17 protein-coding genes are annotated in these 18,453 nt (G+C 66.1%); 8 read left to right on the top strand and 9 right to left on the bottom strand.

The window, feature by feature from the left end; all coding sequences use genetic code 11:
- Window positions 1-83: 83 nt before the first annotated feature.
- Window positions 84-1,061 carry a zinc-binding dehydrogenase gene (locus tag AC3ITW_RS13105; protein WP_100434829.1) on the bottom strand — a complete coding sequence of 326 codons (978 nt, stop codon included), beginning with the start codon at window positions 1,059-1,061 and terminating at the stop codon, window positions 84-86.
- 431 nt (window positions 1,062-1,492) lie between these two features.
- Between AC3ITW_RS13105 and AC3ITW_RS13100 the strand changes: the two genes are divergently transcribed.
- The 4 genes from AC3ITW_RS13100 (at window position 1,493) to AC3ITW_RS13085 (ending at window position 5,796) form a co-directional block, all read left to right on the top strand.
- Window positions 1,493-3,856, top strand: a complete 2,364-nt coding sequence (locus tag AC3ITW_RS13100) for a ribonucleoside-diphosphate reductase subunit alpha (RefSeq protein ID WP_489389623.1) — start codon at window positions 1,493-1,495, stop codon at window positions 3,854-3,856.
- 108 nt (window positions 3,857-3,964) lie between these two features.
- Window positions 3,965-5,005, top strand: a complete 1,041-nt coding sequence (locus AC3ITW_RS13095; RefSeq protein WP_024957408.1) for a ribonucleotide-diphosphate reductase subunit beta — start codon at window positions 3,965-3,967, stop codon at window positions 5,003-5,005.
- Between the two features lie 25 nt (window positions 5,006-5,030).
- Window positions 5,031-5,498 carry a flavodoxin gene (locus AC3ITW_RS13090; protein ID WP_430541952.1) on the top strand — a complete coding sequence of 156 codons (468 nt, stop codon included), beginning with the start codon at window positions 5,031-5,033 and terminating at the stop codon, window positions 5,496-5,498.
- A complete protein-coding gene (locus AC3ITW_RS13085; protein WP_489389622.1) occupies window positions 5,470-5,796 on the top strand; it encodes a thioredoxin family protein in 327 nt (108 codons plus the stop codon). Before AC3ITW_RS13090 ends, AC3ITW_RS13085 begins: the two co-directional genes overlap by 29 nt.
- A gap of 141 nt (window positions 5,797-5,937) precedes the next feature.
- On the opposite strand, the gene AC3ITW_RS13080 is transcribed toward AC3ITW_RS13085, so the two are convergent.
- Complete coding sequence (locus tag AC3ITW_RS13080; protein ID WP_489389621.1) at window positions 5,938-7,269, bottom strand: Nramp family divalent metal transporter; 1,332 nt, start codon at window positions 7,267-7,269, stop codon at window positions 5,938-5,940.
- A gap of 117 nt (window positions 7,270-7,386) precedes the next feature.
- Between AC3ITW_RS13080 and mntR the strand changes: the two genes are divergently transcribed.
- Window positions 7,387-7,857 (top strand): manganese-binding transcriptional regulator MntR, encoded by a 471-nt coding sequence (gene mntR, locus AC3ITW_RS13075; protein ID WP_006372477.1) that lies wholly within the window; start codon window positions 7,387-7,389, stop codon window positions 7,855-7,857.
- A gap of 67 nt (window positions 7,858-7,924) precedes the next feature.
- Here the strand turns inward: mntR and AC3ITW_RS13070 are convergent, their stop codons facing one another.
- The 3 genes from AC3ITW_RS13070 to AC3ITW_RS13060 form a co-directional block, all read right to left on the bottom strand.
- Window positions 7,925-8,473 carry a thioredoxin-like domain-containing protein gene (locus AC3ITW_RS13070; protein WP_285303165.1) on the bottom strand — a complete coding sequence of 183 codons (549 nt, stop codon included), beginning with the start codon at window positions 8,471-8,473 and terminating at the stop codon, window positions 7,925-7,927.
- Entirely contained in the window at window positions 8,463-10,622 is a 2,160-nt protein-coding gene (locus AC3ITW_RS13065; RefSeq protein WP_489389620.1) for a TonB-dependent receptor plug domain-containing protein, read from the bottom strand. The genes AC3ITW_RS13070 and AC3ITW_RS13065 overlap by 11 nt, the downstream gene beginning before the upstream one ends.
- A 259-nt stretch (window positions 10,623-10,881) precedes the next feature.
- Window positions 10,882-12,657 (bottom strand): autotransporter family protein, encoded by a 1,776-nt coding sequence (locus AC3ITW_RS13060; protein ID WP_489389619.1) that lies wholly within the window; start codon window positions 12,655-12,657, stop codon window positions 10,882-10,884.
- 124 nt (window positions 12,658-12,781) lie between these two features.
- Between AC3ITW_RS13060 and AC3ITW_RS13055 the strand changes: the two genes are divergently transcribed.
- Window positions 12,782-13,300, top strand: a complete 519-nt coding sequence (locus AC3ITW_RS13055) for a hypothetical protein (protein ID WP_489389618.1) — start codon at window positions 12,782-12,784, stop codon at window positions 13,298-13,300.
- A 347-nt stretch (window positions 13,301-13,647) separates the two neighbouring features.
- On the opposite strand, the gene fabR is transcribed toward AC3ITW_RS13055, so the two are convergent.
- A complete protein-coding gene (gene fabR / locus AC3ITW_RS13050; RefSeq protein WP_005409961.1) occupies window positions 13,648-14,304 on the bottom strand; it encodes an HTH-type transcriptional repressor FabR in 657 nt (218 codons plus the stop codon).
- A 92-nt stretch (window positions 14,305-14,396) separates the two neighbouring features.
- Here fabR and AC3ITW_RS13045 point away from each other — a divergent pair, with 92 nt between their 5' ends.
- On the top strand, window positions 14,397-15,467 hold the full coding sequence (locus tag AC3ITW_RS13045) for a ferredoxin reductase (RefSeq protein ID WP_050559890.1): 1,071 nt from the start codon (window positions 14,397-14,399) through the stop codon (window positions 15,465-15,467).
- Window positions 15,468-15,479: 12 nt separating this feature from the next.
- Entirely contained in the window at window positions 15,480-16,628 is a 1,149-nt protein-coding gene (locus tag AC3ITW_RS13040; RefSeq protein WP_046986157.1) for a fatty acid desaturase family protein, read from the top strand.
- A gap of 5 nt (window positions 16,629-16,633) precedes the next feature.
- On the opposite strand, the gene AC3ITW_RS13035 is transcribed toward AC3ITW_RS13040, so the two are convergent.
- The 3 genes from AC3ITW_RS13035 to AC3ITW_RS13025 are packed head-to-tail and all read right to left on the bottom strand — an operon-like array spanning window position 16,634 to window position 18,170.
- Entirely contained in the window at window positions 16,634-16,969 is a 336-nt protein-coding gene (locus AC3ITW_RS13035; protein WP_032129997.1) for a tetratricopeptide repeat protein, read from the bottom strand.
- Entirely contained in the window at window positions 16,969-17,544 is a 576-nt protein-coding gene (locus AC3ITW_RS13030) for a flavin reductase family protein (RefSeq protein WP_121503492.1), read from the bottom strand. The genes AC3ITW_RS13035 and AC3ITW_RS13030 overlap by 1 nt, the downstream gene beginning before the upstream one ends.
- On the bottom strand, window positions 17,541-18,170 hold the full coding sequence (locus AC3ITW_RS13025; RefSeq protein WP_489389617.1) for a superoxide dismutase: 630 nt from the start codon (window positions 18,168-18,170) through the stop codon (window positions 17,541-17,543). Before AC3ITW_RS13025 ends, AC3ITW_RS13030 begins: the two co-directional genes overlap by 4 nt.
- Window positions 18,171-18,453: the final 283 nt, after the last annotated feature.

Raw genomic sequence — 18,453 nt, 5'->3', positions numbered from 1 at the left:
GGGTGCGGACCGTTGGTCCGCACTCCTCCTGCGGGTCAGATCCCGTTCCAACGGAAAGGGATCCGACCCCGGTTGTCCGGCCATCAAGGCCGCAGCAGCACCTTGCCGTTGCGGCCCGAACCCGCACCGGCCTTTGCTGCCTGGGCGATGTCGTCCAGCGCGAAGACCTGCTCCACCGGCAGGGTCAGTTCGCCGCTCGCCGCGCGCTTCAGCAGTTCGCCAACCAGCCGGCGCTTGTCCTCCACCGCCATCGCCTGGCTGATCTTGCTGCCCCAGAAGCCCTTCACCGTGGCTTCCTTGTAGATCAGGCCGCCGGCGGGAATGCGCATGGGTTCGCCGCTCATCACACCGAACGACACCAGCGTGCCGTGGTGGCCGAGCAGGTCGACCAGATCGCCGCTGGCGTCGCCGCCAATGGAATCCACCGCGGCCGCGGCCTGCGCTTCGCCGGTCGCCTCACGCACGCGATCCTTCCAGCCGTCCACCGAGGTGTCGAACACATGATCGATGCCCAATGCCTGCAACTGTGCGACCGCATCGGCATTGCGCACCAGGTTGGCCACATGCACGCCACGCGCCCGCGCCAGCATCGCCAGCGATTTGCCCACCGCGCCGTTGGCAGTGTTCTGCACCACCCACTGGCCCGCCTCGACGTGCAGGAACTCCAGCAGCATCAGCGCGCTCAGCGGCATCGCGATCAGCTGTGCGGCCATTTCGTCGGGGATCGCCTCTGGCATCGGAATCACCATGCGTGCCGGTGCGATGAAGGCCTCAGCCCAGGTGCCGTGCACCGAGGCGGCAGCAACCCGCTGGCCGATCTGCAGGCCTTCGACGCCGTCACCGACTGCATCGACCACGCCCAGTGCTTCACTGCCAGCGATCGCCGGCAGCGTCGGCTTGTAGCCGTAGAGACCGCGCACGGTCAGCAGGTCGTGGTTGTGGATCGAGGCCAGCACGGTGCGAATGCGCACCTCGCCGGGGCCGGGCTCGGGCAGGGCGGCATCGGCAATGGCAAGGACGTCGGCCGGGTCGCCGAAGGAGGGGTACTGGGCAGCGCGCATGGGCGGTGTTCCGGGGAAAGTTGATGTTGTACCGAATTGGGGACGCAGGCGTTGTCGACAAGGCGCCGCAGGTGCAACACGGCATCCTGCGACTGATCGTCGCGACATGTGTTGATTACCGCATCTTGTGTTGACGGGTTCGGATATCCCCACTATGTTGTGGCCGTCACTCCCGGTCAGCCGCCGCCGCCGGACATGCAGCAAACGTCCCGCGGCCCGCCCCTGAAGGCTTGCCGTGTCGACGCGGCCGCCACCGTGCGGACGCAGGTCGCCCCCACGGCCCGGATACCGGCCGCAGGCGCAGGCAGATGCCGACGACCTACGTTCCCGTGCCTTGGCAATCCACCCGTTCGCCCCGTGCGCCGGTATCGCGTGCAGGGCCGCCATGGCATCGACCGCCAACGCGCGTGCGAGCCTGGAGTTTCACCACCATGACCGACAGTACCTTCCGCGTGGCCGATCTGGCCGGCGCTGGCGACGCCTTGCGCGCCGGTGGCGAGCGCGTGCCGACCTGGATCACCAAGGAGGCCGGCAACCGTCGCCTGCCGTTCGAGGCCGAGCGGCTGCAGCGCAGCATCGATGCCGTGCATGCCGAGTTCCCGCAGCTGGATGTGAGCGACTACCGCCGCGTGGTGCAGGCGATGGTCGAGCGTAAGTCCAGCATCAGCGCCGATGATCTGGTCGATCTGCTGATCCGCGAGGCTGAGTCGCGGGTGGACCTGGTCGCGCCGGAGTGGGAACAGTTTGCCGCGCGCATCTACCTGCGCCGCCTGTACAAGCGCGCCAGCCGCAACCGCTTCTACGACGTTGGACTGAAGTACGGTTCCTACGTGGGCCTGCAGGAAAGCCTGGCCGACCGCGGCATCTACAGCAACGACATCCTGCGCTGCTATTCCAAGGAAGAGCTGCAGCAGGCCGGCGAGATGATCGACCCGGAACGCGACCGCCTGTTCGCCTACAACGGCCTGTACCTGCTGGCCACGCGCTACCTGGCCAGCGACCGCAGCCGTGAGGTCTATGAACTGCCGCAGGAGCGCTGGCTGACCATCGCGCTGTACCTGATGCAGGAGGAAAAGCCGCGCGAGCGGCGCATGCAGCTGGTCGGAGAGGCGTACTGGGCGCTGTCCAACCTGTACATGACGGTGGCCACACCGACCCTGGCCAATGCCGGCAAGGTGGGCGGGCAGCTGTCGAGCTGCTTCATCGACACGGTGGACGACAGCCTGCAGGGCATCTATGACTCCAACACCGATATCGCCCGTGTTTCGAAACACGGCGGCGGCGTTGGTGCCTATCTGGGCTATGTGCGCAGCAGCGGCGCGCCGATCCGTGGCGTGGCCAATTCCTCCGGTGGCGTGGTGCCGTGGATCAAGCAGCTCAACAACACTGCGGTGTCGGTTGATCAGCTCGGCCAGCGCAAGGGCGCGGTGGCGGTGTACCTGGACATCTGGCACCGCGATATCGAAGCCTTCATGGACCTGCGCCTCAACAACGGCGACCAGCGCCTGCGCGCGCACGATGTGTTCACTTCGGTCTGCGTGCCGGACCTGTTCATGGAAGCGGTCGAACGTCGCGCCGACTGGTACCTGTTCGATCCGCACGAGGTGAAGCAGGCCAAGGGCTGGTACCTGCAGGACTTCTACGACGAGAAGCGCGGCGCGGGCAGCTTCCGTGACCGCTACGCCGAACTGGTGGCCGATGAGCGCATCAGCCGCCGCACGGTGAAGGCCATCGATCTGTTCAAGCGGATCATGCTGAGCCAGCTGGAGACCGGCAACCCGTTCCTGTTCTACCGCGACGAGGTCAACCGCCGGAACCCGAACAAGCACGCGGGCATGATCTATTCCAGCAACCTGTGCACCGAGATCCTGCAGAACATGAGCCCGACGCGGATGATCCAGGAGATCGTCAGCGGCGACCAGATCGTCACCACGCGCCGCGCCGGTGACTTCGTGGTCTGCAACCTGTCCTCGATCAACCTCGGTCGGGCGATCAGTGCGCCGGATGACCTGTTGGCCACCGACGTGCTGGAACGCCTGATCCCGATCCAGGTGCGCATGCTCGACAACGTGATCGACCTCAACGCATTGCCGGTACCGCAGGCCACGATCACCAACCGCAAGTACCGCGCCATCGGCCTCGGCACCTTCGGCTGGCACCACCTGCTGGCGCAGCAGGCGATCCAGTGGGAATCGCCGGATGCCGAAGAGCTGGCCGACCGCCTCTACGAGCGCATCAACTTCCTGACCATCCAGGCCAGCGCGCAGCTGGCAAAGGAAAAGGGCAGCTACCCGATGTTCGCCGGCAGCGACTGGCACAACGGCCGCTACTTCAGCGATCGCGACTACAGTGGCGCGGCCTGGGACAGCCTGGCCCGCGAGGTCGCCACGCACGGTCTGCGCAACGGTTGGCTGCTGGCCGTCGCGCCGAACATGAGCACCGCGCAGATTGCCGGTTCCACCGCATCGATCGACCCGATCTACAGCGCGTTCTACTACGAGGAAAAGAAGGATTTCCGGCGTCCGGTGGCTGCACCGGGCCTGTCGCTGGAAACCTGGCCGTACTACGAGAAGGGTGCCTACAAGGTCGACCAGTTCGCCAGCGTGCGCCAGAACGCGCGCCGCCAGCGCCACGTCGACCAGTCGATCAGCTTCAACCTGTACGTGCCCAGCACCATCCGCGCCAGCACGCTGCTGGAGCTGCACCTGAGCGCATGGCGCGAAGGCCTGAAGACCACCTACTACGTGCGCTCCAACGACATCGACATCAGCGAGTGCGAGTGGTGCTCCAGCTGATCGGCGCGCGGACCGCACGGTAGCGCCGGGCCATGCCCGGCGAGCGCACCGCGCGGGAATCGTATATTCCGCCGGGCATGGCCCGGCGCTACCCCTGCAGGTAAGACCATGGCAACCCCCCTCGACCGCATCAAGATCCTCGAACCGCGCCATCCCAATCGCAGTACCGGCATCATCAACGGCCGCACCAGCGGCATCCTCAACTGGAACGACATTCCGTACCCGTCGTTCTATCGGGCCTACAAGGAGCTGTCGACCAACTTCTGGATTCCCGACGAGGTCGACATGAAGCTCGATGCCCGCCAGTACGGCGAGCTCAACGCACGCGAAAAGAACGCCTACGACTCCATCATCGGCCTGCTGGCCACGCTCGACTCACCGCAGACCCGCTTCATCTACAACGTGGCCGAGTACATCACCGATCCCGCCGCGCATGCCAATGCAGCGATCATCGGCCAGCAGGAAGTGATCCACAACGAGAGCTACAGCTACGTGCTGGCCTCGATCACCGACCTGCCGAACCAGAACCGCATCTTCGAGATCGCCCGCACCCACCCGACCATCATCAAGCGCAACGCACCGATCATGGGCGCGTATGACGACTTCATGCGCGAGAAGACCGCCGAGACCCTGCTGAAGTCGCTGATCCAGTCCTCGATCCTGGAAGGCATCAACTTCTATTCCGGTTTCGCCTACTTCTACAACATGGTGCGGCAGAACCGCATGAACGGCACCGGCAAGATCATCAGCTTCATCAACCGCGACGAGCTGGCGCATACCAAGTTCATCAGCGAGCTGATCCGCGCCATCATCGGCGAGAACCCTGAGCTGCAGACCAACGAGCTGACCGCCTACGTGCACCAATCGTTCGAGCATGCGATCGAGCTGGAGACGCAGTGGTCGTCGGAGGTGCTGGACGGCATCGATGGCATCGACGTGGACGAGATGGTGCGCTACGTGAAGTACCGCGCCAACAAGATGGCCGGCATGCTCGGCATCGAGCGCCTGTACAGCGACACCACCGACAACGTGATGCCGTGGATCAAGGCCTACGCCGACAACTTCACCGAAACCAAGACCGACTTCTTCGAGATGCGCAATGCAAGTTACAAGAAGACCAACGTCGACAACGGCTTCGACGACCTCTGAGCCCAGCGAAGCGCTGAGCATCCTGCTGGTGGTGGCCTCGTTGAGCGGCAACACCCGCGAGCTCGCTCGGCAGATTGCGGAGCGTTGCCGCGCAGCGGGCCATGCGGTGCACTGGCAGGAGGCCGACGACCTGCGCCAGGCACCGCCTCTGGCCGCCGATGAGGCCGACCTGGTGTTGCTGGGCTGCTGGACCGACAACGCCGGCCGCACGCCGTCGGAGATGAAAGCCTGGGTGGCCGGCATCGCCGAGCGCGGCGAGCGGCCACGGCAGCTGGCGGTGTTCGGTACCGGCGAGACGCAGTGGGGGCAGGAGTACTACTGCGGCGCCGTGCACCGGCTGATCCGCTACTTCCACAGCGACTACCCGCCGCTGGAGATCGAACAGATGCCGCATGGCGTTCGCCATGCCGCGGCCATCGAGGCCTGGACCGACGCGGTCCTGGCCCATTACTGGAGCAACACCGATGCAGATCATCGACGCCACCACGCCTGAGCAGTTCCAGCAGCTGCTGGCCGAACATCCGAGGGTGCTGGTGGATTTCCACAAGGACCAGTGCCCAGGGTGCCGGATGCTGGAGATGTCGCTGCACCGCGTGGCGACCAGCAGTGCAGGGCAGGGCATCACCCTGCTGCGCGTGCAGCTGGAAGTGCTGGGGGAGGCATTCTTCCGTGAGCTGGGGTTGCGGCAGACGCCGACGCTCTCGCTGTTCCGTGACGGCGACGAACGCACCCGCCTGGCCGGGTTCCAGTCGCCGCAGCAGATTGAAGCCGCCATTGCGCTGCATCTATGACGCAGAGATGGCGGGGTCGGATCCCTTGCCGGAGGCAAGGGCTCTGACCCCCATACCGTGACAAGGGCATCCATGCATGGCGTGGAACTACCTGGGTCAGAGCCCTTGCCTCCGGCAAGGGATCCGACCCCGGCATTGGCGTCACCCGCCGGCGAAGGTATCCACCAGCAGCTTCACGTTCAACACCACGATCACCAGTGCGATCACCCAGGCGATGCCGCCCAGCCAGCGCGGGGCCACCAGCGCGCCCATCGTCACCTTGTCGGTCACGATCCGCACCAGCGGGATGATCGCGAACGGCAGCTGCATCGACAGCACCACCTGGCTCAGCACCAGCAGCTTTACCGCACCCTGGTCGCCGAACAGCATGATCACCACCACCACCGGAATGATCGCCAGCGCCCGCGTGATCAGCCGCCGTAGCCACGGCGGCAGGCGCAGGTGCAGGAAGCCTTCCATCACGATCTGGCCGGCCAGCGTGGCGGTCACCGTCGAATTCAGGCCTGAGGCCAGCAGCGCAATCGCAAACAGCGTCGCAGCGGCGCCCACGCCCAGCATCGGCGCCAGCAGCTGGTGCGCCTGCTCGATGTCTTCCACATCAAATCGGCCATTGGCATGGAACACGGCCGCCGCCAGGATCAGGATGCTGGCGTTGATGAACAGTGCCAGGGTCAGTGCAAGGGTGCTGTCGGTCACTGCCCAGCGCAGCGCGCTGCGTCGGCCTTCATCGGTGCGCGGGTAGGCACGGGTCTGCACGATGGACGAGTGCAGATAGAGATTGTGCGGCATCACCGTGGCACCAATGATGCCGATGGCGATGTACAGCGCGTGCGGATCAGTTACCACCTGCGCGCGCGGAATGAAGCCGCCCAGCACTTCCATCACCGGCGGTGCGGCCAGCGCGATCTGCACCATGAAGCAGGCGAAGATCACCAACAGCAATGCGATCACGAAGGCTTCCAGCGCACGGAAACCGCGGTTCATCAGCAGCAGCACCAGCAGCGTGTCCAGGGCGGTGATCACCGCGCCCCACAGCAACGGCAGGTCGAACAGCAGCTTCAGCGCGATCGCGGTGCCGATCACCTCGGCCAGGTCGCAGGCGATGATCGCCGCCTCGCACAGCGCCCACAGCGCCAGGTTCACCGGCTTCGGATAACGCGCGCGACAGGCCTGGGCCAGATCCATACCGGTGGCAATGCCCAGCCGCGCCGATAGCGCCTGCAGGATCACTGCCATCAGGTTGGAGATGAGAATGACCGACAGCAGCAGGTAACCGAAGCGCGAACCGCCGGCGAGGTCGGTGGCCCAGTTGCCCGGGTCCATGTAGCCGACCGAGATCATGTAGCCCGGGCCGAGGAAGGCCAGCAGGCGGAACCACCAGTGGCCCTTGTCGGGCACCGCCACCGAGGCGTTGAGCGCACCCAGGCTGGCCGGGGTGGAGGCCGAAGGGTCGCGGGGTGCCAGGGTGTTCATGGGTCCGAATATAGCTCCTGCTATAGTCATTAGCAATGTGAAACAATCGTCTTTATCGCGTTACTGGTCCAGAATTCAGGTTCAACACCGGATCACCCCGGAAGGACAGGCGCAGGCGTGGGCAAGACCGACGATTCGACATCGCTGAAAAGCACCCCCTTGATCGAGGCCGAGCGCCAGGTCGAGAGCTTCCGGCAAGTGCGCGAGGCGCACCGGATGGAGCTGGTGGAGGACTATGTCGAGCTGATCTCGGATCTGCTGGCCGATGGCGGCGAGGCCCGCCAGGTCGACATCGCCACCCGCCTGGGCGTAGCCCAGCCCACCGTGGCGAAGATGCTGCGGCGGCTGGCCCGTGATGGCTGGGTGGTGCAGCGTCCATATCGTGGCGTGTTCCTGACCCCGGAAGGCGAGGCGCTGGCCCATGCCAGCCGCCAGCGTCATCAGACCGTGGAGCGTTTCCTGCTGGCGCTGGGCGTGGACCCGGATACCGCGCGGCGCGATGCCGAGGGTATCGAGCACCATGTAAGCGAGCAGACGCTGGCGTTGTTCGAAGCGTTCGTGCGCAAGGCTGAGGGCGAGGCGCCGTAACGGTAGCGCCGGGCCATGCCCGGCGGCTGTTCGCGCGGTGATGGAATGAGTCGAGCGTGGCTCGACTCTACAGATCGGGCGGACAATGGGCCTGCTGCTGCGCACACGCCCGTTTCGTCCATTCCTTCAACACGGGCTGCAGGCCTTCGTAACGCCGGCCTTGCCAGCCATTGGCAAGTACATTCCCGTCTGCATCGATCAGCACCAGATTCGGCGGTGCCAGCCCAGCCAATGCCTGCAGTGCCGGCATGCGCGCGGCACGGCGCGGGTCCAGCACCGGCCACGGCATCTCCTGCGCATGCATGTAGCGGCGCAGCGCGGCCTCGCTCTCATCCAGGCTGACGTAGACCACTTCGGTATCGGCGCCGGCCTCGCGCAATGCGTCACGCACGCTGCGCAGTGTGGGTACGAAGGCATGGCAGGGCGCGCACCAGTCGGCGCCGAAGTACAACGCCACCAGCTTCGGTGGCGATGACCATTGCATCGGCCGCAGCGAGCGCTGTTCCGGCCGCATCAGCGAGGCGGAGACCTGCGCATGCAGGTCCGCAGCCATCGCCGGTGCGGCCAGCAGCACGGCACAGGCCAGCAACAACGCTCGTAGCGGCTTAGAACGCATAGCGCAGGTTGACGTACCACGAGCGCGCGAAACGCGGCCCGTAGACATAGTCGCTGTCACGCAGCGCGCCCACTTCCAGATCCTTCTGGCGCTGGTCGAATACGTTCTTGACGCCGGCGGCTACCGACACTTCCTGCTGCGCCTGCGCGCCCAGGTGACGGTGCCAGCGCGCCCCGAGGTCGGTGACCAGGAATGAACGCGTGCGGTGCAGTTCGCCCAGCCGGTTGTTCAGCACCGACATCGGGCCGGTGTGGCGCAGCGCGACGAAGGTTTCCCACGGCTCGGCCGGCATCCAGCTGAGCTGGGCCAGGCCGGTCCAGCGCGGCGTCTTCAGGTAGTCGCGGCTTTCGATGACGGTGTCGCCGCCGTCGCCGGTGTCGTCGAAGATGCGCTGCGGTTCGCGGAAGCGCGAGCGGTACCACGAGGCACCCGCGGTCAGGCGCCACTGTGGCGACGGCTGCCAGCCGAGGTTGGTTTCCGCGCCCAGCACATTGGAACCGGACGCGTTGTAGCGCAGCTGGCTGAGCTGGCCGTCATCGCCGCGCTGGATCTCACCCAGTGCGAAGGTGTCGCGGATGCGCGTATACGAGGCGGTGGCATCCCAGCTCCACACCGGATTGGCCGGGTCAGATCGCCAGTCGAAGCCGAACAGGGTGGTCAACGCGCGCTCTTCCTTCAGGCCGTCGGTATTGCGCACGCGCACCTGTTCGCCACCCAGCGTATCGACATGTACGTCCTCGACGAAGATTTCCGGTGCACGGAAGCCAGTGGCAACGCCTGCCCGCCACTTCAGGTTCGGCGTGGCCTGCCAGGCCAGCGCGATGCGCGGCGAGAACACCGCGCTGTCCAGTTCCGAGCTCTTGTCCACGCGCGCACCCAGCACCAGGTCGACGTTGTCGCGCAGGCTCCACTCGTCCTGGATGAAGGCGCCCAGGTTGTGGAAAGTAGCGTCTTCCAGCACTGCCAGGCGCTGCCCGTCACCGGTGCGGTTGTCGTCGCGCAGTGCCTCGTGCTTGTACTGCACGCCGAAGGCCAGCGCGTGCGCCCCCAACCGCCAGTTCAACTGGCTGTCGATGTAGTGCAGCGGGTTTTGGGTGCGGCCGTACTGGCGCCACGACCGCGAGGCCGCGCTGCCGGCCACGTTCGGGTCCAGCTGCGACGGGTCATAGCCCGGCGCAGACGGATCGGTGACCACATCGCCCAGGCCGCCATAGAAGCTGTCACGGTCGATGTCGGCGAAGGCATAGGCCAGGCGGAAATCAACGTCGGCATTGATCTCCTGATCCCACGACACGCTGCCTCGGCGGTACTTCGTATCCAGCGATTCGGCGATGTTGGCCAGGTACTCGGGCTGGTCCAGGCGGTTGCCGCCGCGGCGGGTTTCATCGGTCAGTTGCAGGTCCAGGCGCAGCCGTGTGCCCGGTGTGGGCGCATACCAGGCCTGCAGTCCGCCGACCTTGAGGTTCTTACGGGTGATCTCGGTGTAGCCGTCACCGTTGTAGTCGATGCCGCTGTTCCAGTTGCGCTGGGCGATCACCGACAGACCGGCATCGGCGTCCTTGGCCACCAGGTCGAGGCGCACATCGGCGTTCTTCTGCGGCGTGCCTTTCAGCACATCCACGCCGGCTTGCACATGGCCACCGCTGCGCGCCGGCAGCGGCGGGATCAGGTTGATCACACCGGCCACCGCGCCCGGGCCGTACAGCGCCGAGCCGCCGCCCTTGACCACTTCGATGCGGTCGACGAACCCGGCCGGAATCTGTTCCAGGCCGTACACGCTGCCCAGCGTGGACAGCAGCGGGATGCCATCGAACAACAGCTGGTTGTAGGCGCCGGGCAGGCCCAGCAGCTGTACCTCGCTGGTGTTGCAGTTCTGGCAGTTGCTTTCCACGCGCAGGCCGTTGATCAGCTCTGCGGCACGCGAGAAGTCAGTGGCCGCGCGCAGCGCGATGTCTTCCTTGCGCAGCACTTCTGTGCGGATCGGGACATCGGACAGCAGGCGTTCGCTGCGGGTGGCAGTGCTGACCTTGACCTGCACACGGTCCAGCTCGGTCGGCTTCGGTGTGGCTGCCAGCGCGGGCAGCGGCAGGGTCAGAGCGATGGCGGCAGCCAGAGGCAGCCGGCGGGAAAGGGGTCTGGAAACGGGCATGAGGGCGTCGTCCTTGGGAGAGGAAAGGCGGCGAGGGCGACCTGGCTGACGCATATGAAAGCAGAGGGTTATAGATATAGCAATGGCTATATAAATAAGTCCGTGCAATCACGAAGCCGAAAGCAGGATCAGAACATCGCGGACGACAGTGTTATAACATTACAAATCAACGCCAGAACCCTGCCGGATGTCATGCCCGGCAGGGTGCGATCGAAATCGAGGAACGCCGCCCCGGTCTGGCCCCGGGGCGGCGAGGGGCTTACCAGGCGGCGCGCAGGCCCACCTGGGCACCGTGGTTGCGATAGCCGCTGTCGCCACGCTGTACACGCAGGTCACCCCATGCGCTCCAGCGCTGGCCCAGCTGCAGCTGGGCACCGGCCTGCACTTCGTAGCGGTTCTCCGGCGTCTTCGCGCTCAACGACTCACTGTTGAAACGCATGGCCTCATCGCGCTGGCCACGCAGCCAGTTCGCCGCCAGGAACGGCTGCACGCGGTTGCCCTGCAGCGTGCCCTGGCCAAACAGGCGTACGCCGAGGCGGCTGTTGAGGCCGCCGCCGCGGCCATCCTCGACCGTGGTGCCATTGTTTTCGATCAGGCTGTCACCGTCGTAGTCGGTCCAGGTCAGCTGCGCCTGCGGCTGCAGGTACAGCGTGCTGGCCTCACTGCTGCGGATGGCCCAGGCGTAACCGGCTTCCAGCGACGCACTGCGGGTCCTGGAGTCGTAGGTCTCGCGGGCGATGCCTTCGCCCTGCACCTCGTTGTCGAAGCGTGCCGCCTGCAGCCAGCCGTCCACATACAGGCCGGCACTGCTCTGTGCATCCTGCACCCAGCCCAGGTAGACACCGGCCGACTTGCCCTTGACCTTGCCGCGGGTGCCATAGCCGCTCAGCGTCGACACCGCCTGCGTGGTCGCCTCGCCGGTGCCGAGCATCACGCCGACCTGGCCACGGCCATCGCCCCAGCGCCAGACATCGCTGCCCAGCTGCAGGGTGTTGATGTGGGTACGGGCGTCAACCTGGCCGGCCACGTTCGCCTGCAGCTGGTCACGCCCGGCGCGCACCCAAGTGCCGATGCGGGCGCGGTCGAAGCCGGGCTCGCCGCGGTCATGGCGGCGCAACTGGAACATCTGCACGGCCGCGGCCTGGTTGGCCAGGTACGCGCCCGGCTCCGGACGCAGTACGGGGACCGGATCGACGGGATTGACCGGGTCCACCGGATCGACCGGATCGACCGGATCGACCGGATCGACCGGATCGACCGGGTCAACAGGATCGACCGGATCCACCGGACCAGTGCCCTGGCACTCCGGCAGCGACGGATTGATATCGCACGGATTGCCGGTGTAGGCCGAGGTCAGGTACCAGTTGCCGTTGGTCGCGCCCGGAGTGCCCTTGCGCAGGAAATACTCGTACATGCCACCGATGGCGCGGCCCTGCAGCGCGAGGTGACCATTGCTGGCACCGTCCACCTGCATCAACGGAATGCCATTGACGGTCTGTGCACCAGCGCCGGCAATGTTGTTGACGGTGACCTGGGTGGTGCCGCTGGTATTGCCGGTGACATGCACGCGCGAGCTTGCTGCGTCGTCGCCGGCCAGCACCGTGTTGAAGTGCAGGGTGCCGCCGTTGCCGGCGTAGTTGCCGTTGACGGTCAGCTGCGGATAGGCCGCCGTACCCGCGGCACCGAGGAAGATATTGCTGCCTGCACCCAGGGTAAGGTTGCCGGTGTTGCTGTCGCCGGACAGCGTCCAGCGGCCGCCCTGGTCGACGATGACGTCGGCCGGGCCGAGGATGCGGCCGGTGAGGTCGAGGCCGTCAAGGAAGCGCAGCGTGCCGGTGGCGGTATCGGCGATGGTGAAGTTACCGGCCAGCGTGGAAGTTCGGCCGCTAAAGTCGAACCGGGCACCTGTATTGGCCTGCAGGAGGTTGCCGTTGCCACCCTTCAGCGTGGCGCCGTTCTGCACGATGAAGCGGTTGACCTGCGGAGTTGAGCCCACGGCTTGGGCGCTGAGCGCTGCGCCAGCGGTTCCTTCCACGGAGGAGCCATCGATAAGTACGTACCACCCATCTGGGCCCATGGGGGGGTGGCCGCCGGCGTTGAGTCGGCTGTTGATGCCATCCTGCGCGCCGACAACAGAAGAACCGCTGCGCAGCTCCATAATGCCCGCCAGCATCTCGACGCCGTGCACATTGCCAGCAAAGGCCGTCGATGAGGCACGGATGGTTCCGCCGCCCGAAATGCGCGAAGCCGTGAAAGGACTTTCGACGCGGCTGTTTGAAATGGTGATGACTGTGCGCGCCGATGCCGGGTTGGACAGTACTGCACTGGTATTCAGACCGACCAGCGTGCTGCCTCGGATGTCGCCGACGGAATCCATCAACGTGACCTGGCCGGCGGATGCGTTGCTGAGGGTGAGTGTCGAATCCTGCGAATTTACTGAGCCGACTCGAGTGCCGTCGACGTTCAGCTGCGAATTGCCACGGAGCGTGAAGTCCTGCCCGACCCAGACATGGCCCGGAACGACCGTAGCGGACGCGCCGTTGTTCAGATCAACGGCCGCGGCCTCCATGGAGGGCACGAGAATCAGCCCGGCGAGTGCAAGTGCCAGCCGTGATCGGACAAGCGTGGAAGGAAACTTCGGCGTGAACTGCATCATGCGCATGGGCGTTTCTCCTTGAAGCTTATTGGGGTGGACCTGCATCCGCAGGACCGGAGGCGGCACTGTGCGGATCGGGTCTTGCCTGGGCCATGCAATTAATCTGAAACGACTGCAGCGGCACTTGCCGGATTCAAACCCCGTTCAATAACTCACCAAACTGAATGGAGTGAGCGGTCTGAATAATTCAGCATGCGTGAGAGCGCAGTGAATGGCGCGTGCAGGATGCTCAAGCTGCGCATCTGCAATCTAGATCTGTGATGGCGGCCACGGTTCATCGGCGCCGTGGCGCTGCGTGGCGGGCTTCATGGAGTTGGGGGCGGGTCAGAGCCCTTTCCTGCGGAAAGGGATCCGACCCAGGGACCTCGATCAGCCGCGGCGGAACGCGGCGGGGGTACGGGCGCCGACGATGATCATGCGGATCATCGTGGAGATCTGTTCAACCAGCTCCGGATCCTTCTCCGGTGGCAGGTCCATGGCGGTGGCACCCATCGCGAACACCAACCGGGTGATGGCCTTGGCCACCAGTTCCGGGGCATGTAGCACGGCGCCATCCAGTGCGGCCAGGCGCACCAGGTCGTGCTGCAGCTCTTCCTCGAAGTAGTGCAGCTCGCGTTCGACCGCATGCTTGAAGTCGTCCGAGCCGACCGCGCCCTCGCGCAGCAGCACGTGCAGCAGCTTGTCGTCGGCGCGCAGCTGTTCCATGAAGGTCTCCACCGAGACCCGCACCACGCTGGTGGCGGTGGAGGTGGCGCGCTGGCGGGCCTCGCCGATGATGGTGCGCAGCGAGCGGCCGGCCGCATCGATCAGCGCCACGGCCAGTTCGTCCATGTCGCGGAACTGCCGGTAGAAGCTGTTCGGCGCGATGCCGGCCTCACGCGCCACTTCGCGCAGGCTGAGCGTGGACAGGCTGCGGTGCGGCCCGATCAGTTTCAGGGCAGCAGCCAGCAGATCCTCGCGGCTCACCGTACGGCGGGCCGGGCTGTTGGCATCTTCGGGCGTCGACAAGGCGGTGGCGGCGGCCATGGGGGTTCCGGTGGGGCGAGGCTGAATCATACCCAATCCGGTTCAATATACACATGTATACACAGGTGTATGTGCGCCCGTATAGTTCGCTCATGAGCGCTGTCGTCCGTCCGTCCCTGTTCTCTCCGTACCGCTGGGTCTCGCCGTCGCTGTTCGATTTCTGGGCGGGCCAGCTCAATCCCCTGTGGACCCTGCGCGAGCCGGTGGCCCGCCTGGTCCGGCGCGAGCCGGCCGGCGAGGGCGCGGCGACCCTGGTCCTGCGCACCAACCGGCACTGGGCCGGCATGCGCGCTGGCCAGCACGTCACCCTCGGCGTCGAGATTGAAGGGCGCCTGTGGCAGCGCAGCTACAGCCCCACCGCACTCGGTCGGCGCGAGCTGGCGATCACCGTCAAGGCGATCGACGGCGGCCGGGTCAGCCAGCATCTGGTCAATCATGCGCAGCCGGGCGAACTGTTCCGCCTCGATGCCGCCTTCGGCGAATTCCAGTTGCCGGCCGCGGCGCCGGTGCTGCTGCTGGCGGCCGGCAGTGGCATCACGCCGATGCGCAGCCTGTTGCGCGAGGCCTGCCAGCGCCCGCTGGCCGCGCCCGTGGACCTGTTCTACTGGGAGCGCACCGCTGCCCATCTGCAGTTCCGTGATGAACTGCAGGCGCTGGCCGCAGCGCATCCGAACCTGCGCGTGCATCTGCTGACCACCCGCGAGGGTGAGGCGCCGGCCGCGCGTATCGATACCCATGATCTGCTGGTGCCCGGCGATGACACGCCGCTGGCGCAGCGCCATGTGCTGGCCTGCGGCCCGGATGGATTCGTTGCCGCCGCGCGCGAGCGTCTGGCGCACCAGGTGGCCGGTTTCCAGGCCGAAGCCTTCACACCGCCGGCGCCGCTGCGCGATGCCAGCAGCGAAGGTGAGGTGTCGCTGACGCTTGCGCGCAGTGGCCGCCAATTGAGCGTGCCGCGTGGTCGCTCACTGCTGGAAAGCCTCGAAGCCCATGGCATCAAGCCCAAGCATGGCTGCCGCATGGGTATCTGTAACAGTTGTAGTTGTGATCGCGTCAGTGGCGCCACCCGCCACCTGCGCACCGGCGACCTGCAGTCCGAATCGGCGCAGCCGGTGCGGATCTGCGTGAGCGCGCCGACCACCGACCTGACCCTGGATCTCTGAGGACCCGTTGCCATGACCCGCGCTACCGACCGTGCTCTGAGCACCACCGAGATGCAAGCCTTCGGCCAGGAACTCGATGCGATCCGCGACCGCGTGATCGGCAGCCTTGGCGCTTCCGATACCCGCTACATCCGCCGCGTGGCCGCCGCCGTGCGCTGGTTCGGCGTGGGTGGCCGTGGCCTGCTGTTCCTGGCGGCGTTCTCGCCGTTGTTCTGGATGCCGCTGCTGTGGCCGGCCGCGATCACCGGCACGCTGCTGCTGGCGCTGTCGAAGATCCTGGAGAACATGGAGCTGGGCCACAACGTCATGCACGGCCAGTTCGACTGGACCGGCGACCCCAAGCTCAATGGCAACACCTACGAGTGGGACATCGTTGCCACCGCCGACAACTGGCGCAAGACCCACAATTTCCGCCACCACACCTACACCAACGTGCGTGGCATGGACGATGACATCGGCTACGGCCTGCTGCGCATCTTCCCGGAACAGCGCTGGAAGCCGTTCTACCTGCTGCAGCCGATCATCGCGCCGATCTTCGCGCTGCTGTTCCAGTGGGGCGTGGCCGCGCAGGACCTGCGCCTGGGCCGTTGGCTGAAGGGCCGCATCAGTGGCCGTGCGATGTGGATGCAGACCCGCCCGGTGGCGCGAAAAATGGCCCGTCAGGTGCTGAAGGACTACGTGTTCTTCCCGCTGCTGGCCGGCCCGTTCTTCCTCACCGTGATGCTGGGCAACATGGTAGCCAACGGCCTGCGCAACATCTGGACCTACGTGATCATCTTCTGCGGCCACTTCACCGCCGAATCGGAAACCTTCCCGAAGGAATGCCTGCGCAATGAGTCGCGCGGCCATTGGTACCTGCGCCAGCTGCGCGGTTCGTCCAACATCAGCGGCGGCTTCCTGATCAACGTGCTGTCGGGCAACCTCAGCCACCAGATCGAGCACCACTTCTACCCGGACCTGCCGGCCAACCGCTATGCGGCCATCGCCAAGGAAGTGAAGGACATCTGCCGTCGCTACGGCCAGCACTACAACAACGGCTCGCTGCCGCGCCAGTTCGGCCAGGTGGTCTGGCGCATCCTGCGCCACGCGTTCCCGAGCAAGCCGCGCCGCCTGCCGATGTCGGACATCATGTCCGCACCGGCATCGGCCAACGCGGGCTGATCGACTCAGCCCGCCTTCGCCAGGTCCGCCTGCTCGCGGTCCAGGCGGCGCAGGAATACCTGCATTTCCTTGCGTGCCTGCTGGTCGCCCTTGCTGCCGGCCACGCTCAAACCGCGTTGCCACGCTTCGCGCGCCGCCTGCGGCTGGCCACTGGCCAGCCAGGCTTTGCCCAGCAGCTTCCACGCTGCCGAATACTGCGGATCAAGGACCACGCAACGGCCCAGATGGGTCGCTGCGCGCACCGGGTTGCCGGCATCCAGCCAGCCCTTGCCCAGGCCAAAGCGCAGCAGCGCGCCGTCCTTGCCGCTGGCCAGCATGCATTCCAGAGCCTCGATGTTCATCATCGCACCTCCACCAGCAGCTCGGCCGGTCCGGGCTGGAAGCGGCCGCGATGGAACAGCAGCGGCGCGCCTCCGTTCTCGTGCACTTCGATGATGCGGCCGGCCAGCAACAGGTGATCGCCCACCGGCCACTGTGCGTGGCGGGTACAGGTGAGATGCGCTACCGCGCCAGCGATGCGTGGCGGGGCGTCCTCGTCGTCATCCAGCAATGCGAGGCCGTCGAAGCGGTTGCGTACCTGCGGATCGGCAAAGCGCCGGGCCAGTGCTTCCTGGTCGGCCGCCAGCACGCTGATCGCAAAGCGGGTGGCGCGCTGGAAGGTGGAAAGACTCTGCGCGTGCAACGCCAGGTTCCACAGCACCAGTGGCGGCTGCAATGACACCGGCACGAATGAGTTGATGGTTAGGCCGACCGGCTTTCCCTGCGCATCGCGCGCGCAGACGATGGCCACGCCGGTGGGGAAATGGCCGAGCAGCCGCCGTAGGGCACGCGGCGGCATCTCGACCGACGGCACCGGGGCCGGGGCGGGGAAGACCCCCGCCCACGGCCCGGCGTACGGCAGTGTCTCGCCGCTCATGAGGCCCGGGCCTGGCGGTAGCGCCGGCCGACCTCGGCCCAGTTGATGATGTTGAAGAACGCACCGATGTAGTCCGGGCGGCGGTTCTGGTAGTGCAGGTAGTAGGCGTGTTCCCAGACGTCCAGCGCCAGGATCGGGGTATTGCCGGACAGGCCGACCGTTGCACCCATCAGCGGGCTGTCCTGGTTGGCGCTGCTTTCGACTTGCAGGCGGCCATCGCGATCGCTGGTCAGCCAGGCCCAGCCACTGCCGAAGCGGGTCTGCGCGGCCTTGGTGAAGGCCTCCTTGAAGGCATCGAAGCCACCCAGATCGCGGCCGATGGCGGCGGCCAGCTCATCATCGGGCGTGCCGCCGTTGGCGCTGAGCACGGTCCAGAACAGGCTGTGGTTGGCGTGGCCACCGCCGTTGTTGCGGACTGCGCCACGCTGCGCCTCGGGCACTGCATCGAGGTTGGCGATCAGCGCCTCGACCGGCTGCTCGGCGATGCCGGCCTGCTCGATCGCGGCATTGAGGTTGTTGACGTAGGTCTGGTGGTGCTTGCTGTGGTGGATATCCATCGTGCGCGCATCGAAGTGCGGCTCGAGGGCGTCGTAGGCGTAGGGGAGCGGGGGAAGCGAGTACGACATCGAAGCAATCTCCGTGGGGAAGGCCAGAGGGGCTGGCCGTGGGGAGACTGTTATCGCACCTCAACAATGGTTGAGGTCAAGAGATCAAGAGGTCAAGGCCGAGGCATGGTAGTGCCGGCCGCTGGCCGGCATTCAGCGAAGGTCGGGTTGCCGGCCAGCGGCCGGCACTACCAGAACCCGCTTTCCGAACCCTCACCGGCGCGCTGATGCGCTGCCCCCGCCCCCTCCCACACGGATCAACAAAAGCGCCGGCCGGCGAACCCGCCGCCAGCGCTTTCATCAA

The sequence above is a fragment of the Stenotrophomonas sp. KH_052 genome (genome assembly GCF_057838755.1).
Note: the sequence above shows the minus strand (reverse complement) of the source record. Positions and strands in the feature narration are given on the sequence as shown.